This is a genomic window from Novosphingobium sp. B-7 (genome assembly GCF_000410615.1).
Lineage (GTDB): Bacteria > Pseudomonadota > Alphaproteobacteria > Sphingomonadales > Sphingomonadaceae > Novosphingobium > Novosphingobium capsulatum.
The window spans coordinates 1-6,813 of record NZ_KE148385.1 but is presented as its reverse complement, the minus strand read 5'-3'; the positions used below and the strand labels follow the sequence as shown (position 1 = coordinate 6,813).

At 66.4% G+C, this 6,813-nt stretch carries 6 protein-coding genes; 2 read left to right on the top strand and 4 right to left on the bottom strand.

Going from position 1 to position 6,813, the window contains the following annotated elements; genetic code table 11:
* Positions 1-10 precede the first annotated feature (10 nt).
* Both H926_RS0116165 and H926_RS0116160 read right to left on the bottom strand, forming a co-directional pair.
* Positions 11-1,213 (bottom strand): AAA family ATPase, encoded by a 1,203-nt coding sequence (locus H926_RS0116165; RefSeq protein ID WP_028658115.1) that lies wholly within the window; start codon positions 1,211-1,213, stop codon positions 11-13.
* Positions 1,214-1,501: 288 nt separating this feature from the next.
* Positions 1,502-2,509: an MBL fold metallo-hydrolase gene (locus H926_RS0116160; RefSeq protein ID WP_022677243.1), complete on the bottom strand. Its 1,008-nt coding sequence runs from the start codon at positions 2,507-2,509 to the stop codon at positions 1,502-1,504.
* A 268-nt stretch (positions 2,510-2,777) separates the two neighbouring features.
* Here H926_RS0116160 and H926_RS0116155 point away from each other — a divergent pair, with 268 nt between their 5' ends.
* Positions 2,778-3,476, top strand: coding sequence for a hypothetical protein (locus H926_RS0116155; RefSeq protein WP_051146400.1), 699 nt, complete (start codon positions 2,778-2,780; stop codon positions 3,474-3,476).
* Positions 3,477-4,179: 703 nt separating this feature from the next.
* The gene (locus H926_RS28130) at positions 4,180-5,766 is read left to right on the top strand and encodes a PAS domain-containing hybrid sensor histidine kinase/response regulator (RefSeq protein WP_237741074.1); all 1,587 of its coding nucleotides are present in this window, start codon (positions 4,180-4,182) and stop codon (positions 5,764-5,766) included.
* Between the two features lie 195 nt (positions 5,767-5,961).
* On the opposite strand, the gene H926_RS0116145 is transcribed toward H926_RS28130, so the two are convergent.
* Positions 5,962-6,600 carry a response regulator transcription factor gene (locus H926_RS0116145; protein ID WP_022677240.1) on the bottom strand — a complete coding sequence of 213 codons (639 nt, stop codon included), beginning with the start codon at positions 6,598-6,600 and terminating at the stop codon, positions 5,962-5,964.
* On the bottom strand, positions 6,597-6,813 hold a 217-nt coding region (locus tag H926_RS33455), incomplete at its 5' end, for a hypothetical protein (protein ID WP_043609953.1). The genes H926_RS33455 and H926_RS0116145, both read right to left, overlap by 4 nt.

Sequence of the window (6,813 nt, the reverse complement as noted above, 5' to 3'; positions counted from 1 at the left end):
GGCGGCGTGGTCAGGCATGAAGCACATCCTCTTCCCGCGCCGGGGCAACGCGACCCCAGCCCGCGCGCACCAGCTGTTCGAGCTGGCCCAGCGCCTCGTCGAGGTTGGCGCGGCAGCGCTTGTGGGTCTTGGCCGTGCCGATCGGCTTTTCCAGTTCGTAGATCGTCATCATGCGCAAGGCGGCATGGCTGATTTCCGCGCTTTCCAGGATCGGCACGGGCAGGAGCGCCGGGCCAAAGGTCTGCTCCATGATCGTACGGACCATGGCGTGGCTGGGATCGTTGCCGTCAAACTTGGAGCAGATCAGGCGAACGAACTGATAATCCACGGCAATTCCCGCTTCAACCAGCTGCGCGATAACCTGGTCCATCATCGAGAGGAACTGCACGGTGGAGCAGAAATCGGGCGTGGTGGCAGCCAGCGGTACGAGCAGGGCATTGGCCGCCTGCATCACCGCGAGGGAGATCGTGCCGAGCGCGGGCGGCGGATCGAGGATCACCACATCGTAATCGCGGGCCAGATCGAGCAGCCCCTGCTTGAGCTTGCGAAACCGCGCGGCGAGCACCGACTGGCCATCGGCACCGGCCGCCGCCAGTTCGTATTCCACGTCGAACAGCTCAAGGTTCGAGGGGATCAGGTCGACATTGGGCCAGGGCGTGCGCTTGACCGCATAGAGCAGATCGGCCTGGGTCGGGTCGATCGACAGATAGGGGTAGAGCGTTTCCTCGCGCGTGATGTTGAAATGCGGATTGAAGCCGAACAGCGTGGTCGTGGTCGCCTGACTGTCGCAATCGACCACCAGCACGCGATAGCCCTGCACGGCGAAATAGTGAGCCAGGTGAGTGGTCACGGTGGACTTGCCCACGCCGCCCTTGAAATTCTGCACCGCGATCATCGCGGGCACATCGTGCGGCCCGCGCGTGGGCATGGCGCCCAGCACTTCGCGCATGTGGAGCATTTCCTGCACGCCATAGCCGATGCGTCGGCCATTGTCGCCCGAAGGCGGGGGCGGCAGGCGCCCATCGTCCTCGGCCATGCGGATGCGGTTGGTGGAACAGCCCATCAGCTGCGCCGCTTCGGCAATGCCAAAGCGCACGTTGAGTCCCTTGCGGCTTTCGGGCAGAAAGGCCTTGCGCCGCAGGCGCTCGATCATTCGTTCGCCGGCCTGGGCCAGATCGCCGATTTGCCCCACGATTGCACTGCTATCAGCCATCATTCGCCCGTTTGAAGCTGTTGATGGGCATGCATAGCAAATTTCATTCAATTGAGCAACGCGTGGCTTGGCAATCTCTCGCGCGCGCAAAAAGACCGCAGCATGCATCCCTTGGCCGGCTTGGGCGCCGTTCGGCATGCTTTTGCGATATCCATTTATCTATCTGATATTAAGCGCTATTTATGAAAATCGAACGGATGCACCGGCGCTCGCTCGTTCAAGCAAGCTTTTGGCGAACGGCCGTATTTGCCGGCCGGGGGGCGCATCGGCGGGGCGCCTGGGCGAGAATCACCGCAGCGGTCCGCGTGGCGGAATATCGATCGCGTCACCGGGATGGAGCGCGCGAAACCGGCCCGGTGCCACGCCTTGCGCGGCCAGCGCGGCATCGAGCTGGCGCAGGGGATCATGGCGCGGTTCGTCGGTCAGCTTGAACGTGCCCCAATGGATGCCGAGCGCCCATTGCGCGTCGAGATCGTGCATGATCTGCACCGCTTCGGCCGGATCGGTATGCTGCGCCGCCATGAACCACCGCGGGTCGTAGGCGCCGATGGGCAAGAGTGCGCAATCGACCGGGCCAAACTGCTGGCGTAGCTGGCGAAAGATGGCGCCCGTGCCATAGCCGGTATCGCCGGCGAAATAGATCGTGCGCCCCGCCGCCTGGATCATGAACCCGCCCCACAGCGCCATGCGGCGATCGCGTGGCGAGCGGGAGGACCAGTGCAGCGCCGGTACGAGATGCGCCAGGGCCTGCCCTGCGGCATCGAGCGGGTGGGCTTGCTCCCAATCGAGCGGCGCCAGGCGTGCGTGGCGGATGTGGCGGCGTACGATGCGATCGTTGCCCAGCGGCGTGATGATCAGCGGCGCGTGGGCGCGGTGCAGGGCCTTGAGCGTGGCCACGTCAAGATGATCATAATGGTTGTGCGAGAGCAGCACGGCATGGATCGGCGGCAGGTCGGCCAGGGCAACGCCGGGCGCGGTAACGCGGCGCGGGCCGGCAAAGCTGACCGGGCTGGCGCGCGCCGCCCAGACCGGATCGGTCAGGATGTTGAGCCCGTCGACCTGGATCAGCACTGTGGCATGGCCAATCATGGTCACGCGCAGGCCGGCGACGGCCATTTCGGGATGGGCTGGCACCACCGGCACATGGCGCGGCCAGGCATGGCGCGGCGCGCTGCGCCGCCAGCGCAGCACATCGCCCAGGCTGCGATCGGTTTCCGGCTCGCCGGCCAGGTTGCGGAAGCGCAGCCCGTCGAAATGATCGCTGACCGGGCCATGATAATAGGGATTGCGCGGCATGAAGCCCTTTCGCGGCGGCGAGAGACCGGCGGGATGGGGGGAGGGACCTGGCAATTGGGAACGGCCTGCCGCGATTTCCAGGGGGCGGGCGCCCGATTGCCATTACCCGGCATTGCAATGCAGGGCCAAGTCGGTATGGACTGGCATTGCGTCGGTGCCGTGCCTTGTTTCTTGCGGGGTGGCATTTCCCCCCTCATGCTCGCCCCGGTGGATGGCTGCGTGCTGCCACTCGCCCCGGGCCGGGTCGTTGCCGCGATTGGAATATTTCTTGGTCCAGACCACGCTTGCCCCGGTGCGGGACGAGACGATCCGCCTTATCGACAAGGCGCGCCTGCCCGATGGCGGCGAACTGCTTCTGCTGCAGAGCGGCGACAGCTTTTCGATCGAGCTCGATGATGAAGAGCTGATGGGCAATACCGACCATGTTTCGGAAGAGGCGCTAGCGCTGATGACGGCGCACCGCCTGGGCCGCCACGATGCCGCGGTGCTGATCGGCGGGCTGGGCATGGGCTTTACCCTGGGCGCCGCGCTCGATGCCTGGGGCCCCAAGGCGCGCATCCAGGTGGCCGAACTGGTGCCCGAAATCCTGACGTGGGCGCGCGGGCCGCTGGCCCATGTCATGGCCGGCAAGCTGGATGATCCGCGGGTGAGCGTGACGCTGGGCGATGTGCACGACGTGATCGCGCAAGGGCGCGGCGCCTATGATGCGATCCTGCTCGACGTCGACAACGGCCCCGATGGCTTTGTGCAGAAGCAGAACGACCGGCTCTATGCCGCGCCGGGCCTGACCGCGGCCTATGCGGCCCTGCGCCCCGGCGGCATCCTGGCGATCTGGTCGGCCGATCCCGATGGCCAGTTCACGCGTGTGCTTTGCGATACCGGGTTTGACGTGGAAGTGGAGTTCGTCCCGGCCTATGAAGGCGCCAAGGAAGATGAGCACTGCCTGTGGTTCTGCCGCCGCGATTGACGAAAGCGCGCCCGGCCTGATCCAGCTGCCGGATTAAATTCCTTCTTTCCGAAAGGTTGGGCACGTTTCCGCCAGCGGTGCGTTGCGCTGGCGGGGGCCTATCTTGCCCTTGTCGTGACCAACACCAGGCAAGCAGGGAAACACCGTGAATCAACCGGCACTCGAGACTCTTTCCCGCGCGGAACTGGAGGCAGAAGTGCTGCGGTTGCGGCAGGCCGGCGTGGTGTCGGGCGATGCCGCCGATGCCGCCGATGCCCACCGCCAGGCGCTGTTCGAGGCGATCGACGACGGTTTTTGCATCATCGAGTTCTTTGATGGCCCGCATGGCCCGATGAGCGACTATCGCCATATCGAGGCCAACAGCGGCTATGAGCGCCATACCGGCATTGCCGGCATTGTCGGCAAGACGCTACGCGATATCGCTCCGGCCGAGGCCGATGGCTGGCTGGCGCTTTATGGCGAGGTGCTGCGCAGCGGCGAGCCGGTGCGGTTCGAGCGCGAGTTCGTGACCGCCGAGCGCTTTATCGAAGTATCGGCGCGGCGCGTCGGGCCGGCCAGCAATCGCCAGGTTTCCGTGCTGTTCCGCGATATTACCGCGCGCAAGGCGCAAGAGGCTGCGCTGCGGCGGAGCGAGGCCCTGGCGCGCGACAACGTGCAGCGGGTGCAACTGGCGCTTGCCGCTGGCGCGATCATCGGCACCTGGATGTGGGACATCCCGAACGGGCAGGTGGCCGTGGATGAAGGCTTTGCCGGCGTATTCGGCTTGCCGCCCAGCGCTGACCCGGTGAGCTATACCATCGATCGCCTGCTCGAGGCCGTGCACCCCGACGACAAGCCCGGTGTCGATGCCGCGATTGCCGCATGCCTGGCCGATCTGGGGCACTATCGCCACCAATACCGCGTCAGGGGCCACGAGGGCCGCTATGCCTGGGTCGAGGCGGTGGGCCGGGTGGAAGCCGATGCGCAGGGCCAGGCCCGGCGTTTTCCCGGCGTGCTGCTGGACCTGGAGGCGCGGCGCGCGGTGGAGGCCGAGCGCGACCGCGTGACCGACGAACTACGCCGCCTGACCGATACGCTGGAACAGCGCGTGGCCGATCGCACCGCGGAACTGATGCACGCCGAGGAACAGCTGCGCCAGGCCCAGAAGATGGAAGCCGTCGGCCAGCTGACCGGCGGCTTGGCGCACGATTTCAACAATCTGCTGGCGGGGATTTCCGGCTCCCTGGAAATGATCGGCACGCGCCTCGCCCAAGGCCGCTTTGCCGAGGTGGAGAAGTATCTGGCCATGGCCCAGGCGGCCGGTCGCCGTGCTGCTGCACTGACCCATCGCCTGCTGGCCTTTTCGCGGCGCCAGACGCTCGATCCCCGGCCGACCGACATCAACGATCTGATCAACGGCATGGCCGATCTGGTGCGGCGCACGGTGGGGCCGGCGATTGCGGTGGAATGCGTCGGGGCGGCGGGGCTGTGGACCGCGCTGGTCGATGCCAGCCAGCTGGAAAACGCGCTGCTCAACCTGTGTCTCAACGCCCGCGACGCCATGCCCGATGGCGGCCGCATCACGATCGAGACGGCCAATCGCTGGTTCGATGCACGCAGCGCCGACGCCCACGAAATTCCGCCGGGCCAGTATCTCTCGCTGTGCGTCTCTGACACTGGCGTGGGCATGTCGGCCGATGTCATCGCCAAGGCGTTCGATCCGTTCTTCACCACCAAGCCGCTGGGGCAGGGCACGGGGCTGGGCCTGTCGATGATCTATGGCTTTGCCAAGCAATCGGGCGGCCACGCGCGGATTTATTCGGAGGAAGGCAGCGGCACCACGGTGTGCATCTACCTGCCGCGCTATTACGGCGCGGAACAGGCGCAGGGCGAGCTGAGCGGGCACTTCATGTCGGCCACCGATCCCGCGCCGGCGCCGGGGCAAGGCACCGTGCTGGTGGTGGATGACGAGCCGCTGGTGCGCATGCTGGTGGTGACCGCGCTGGAAGACATGGGCCATCACGTGCTGGAAGCCGAAGACGGCGCGCAGGGGCTCAAGATCCTGCAATCGGATGCGCCGATCGACATGCTGGTGACCGACGTGGGCCTGCCCGGCGGCATGAACGGCCGCCAGATGGTCGACGCCGCGCGCAGCCACCGGCCTGCCACGCCGGTGCTGTTCATTACCGGCTATGCCGAGAACGCGATCATCGGCAGTGGCCATCTGGAGCCGGGGATGCAGATCCTGACCAAGCCCTTTGCCGTGGGCGATCTGGAGCAGCGCGTGCGCACGATGTTGACTGGACGTTAGGACGGCTGAGGCGCGGGCGGGTGTTATCAAGCGGGACCCCGGATCAAGTCCGGGGTGACGACAAGTTTTTACGTTACCTATATTTTCTCGTCACCCCGGACTTGATCCGGGGTCCCGCTGTTCTGCTTGTGCAAGACGCTAGAACGTCCACACAGGAGCAAAAGCCCCCACCGGCATTGGCCCATGCGCGCCAGATCACGGGCGCGGGTGGGCGCCGGTCTTGACCAGCAGCGCCAGTTCGGTGCGGTTGGCCACGCCCAGGCGGTCATAGAGGCGGTGGAGGTTGATCTTTACCGTGCCCTCGGTCACCCCCAGGCTATCGGCGATATCGCGGTTGCGCAGGCCGGCGGCGACGCCTTCGGCAATCTGGCGGTCGCGATCGGACAAGGCGGCCATGGCGTCTTCGCCCGTGGCCGCAGGGCGCGTGGCGGCGGCAAAGGCGCGCTCCATCAGGTCCATGGCAATGGCGCGCTCTCCGGCCATGACGGCGGTGATCGCTGCTTGCAGCGCGCCGGGCGGGGCATGCTTGAGGACGATGGCATTGACCCCGCGTTGCACTGCCGCAACCAGGCTGGCATCGTCGAGTTCGGCCGCCAGGATCAGCACGGGCAAGGCATCGCCGGCATCGCGCAGCGTGGAGAGGACGCCGACGCCATCGGGCGCGGGCATGCGCAGATCGACGATCGCCAGATCGGGCCGGGTCTGGGCAATGGCGGCAAGCGCCGCCGCGCCATCACCGACCGAGGCAACGATCTCGTGCCCCAGGCGGCCCAAGACCTGTTCCAGCCCGGCGCGCAGAAAGGCATGGTCATCGGCAATGAGAATGCGGGTCATGACAGGTCCAGCGGCAGGGTGAAAAGCAAGCAAGTGTGGCCGGCACGCGTTTCCAGCGCAAACGAACCGCCCAGCGCGGCGGCGCGCGTGGCGAGCGAGGCGGGCAGGGCATGGGGCGGCGGCCCGGCAAAGCCCTGGCCATCGTCGCCGATCGCCAGGCACAGCGCGCCATCGCGTTCGGCAAGATCAATGGTGATAGTGCGCGCCTGGCCA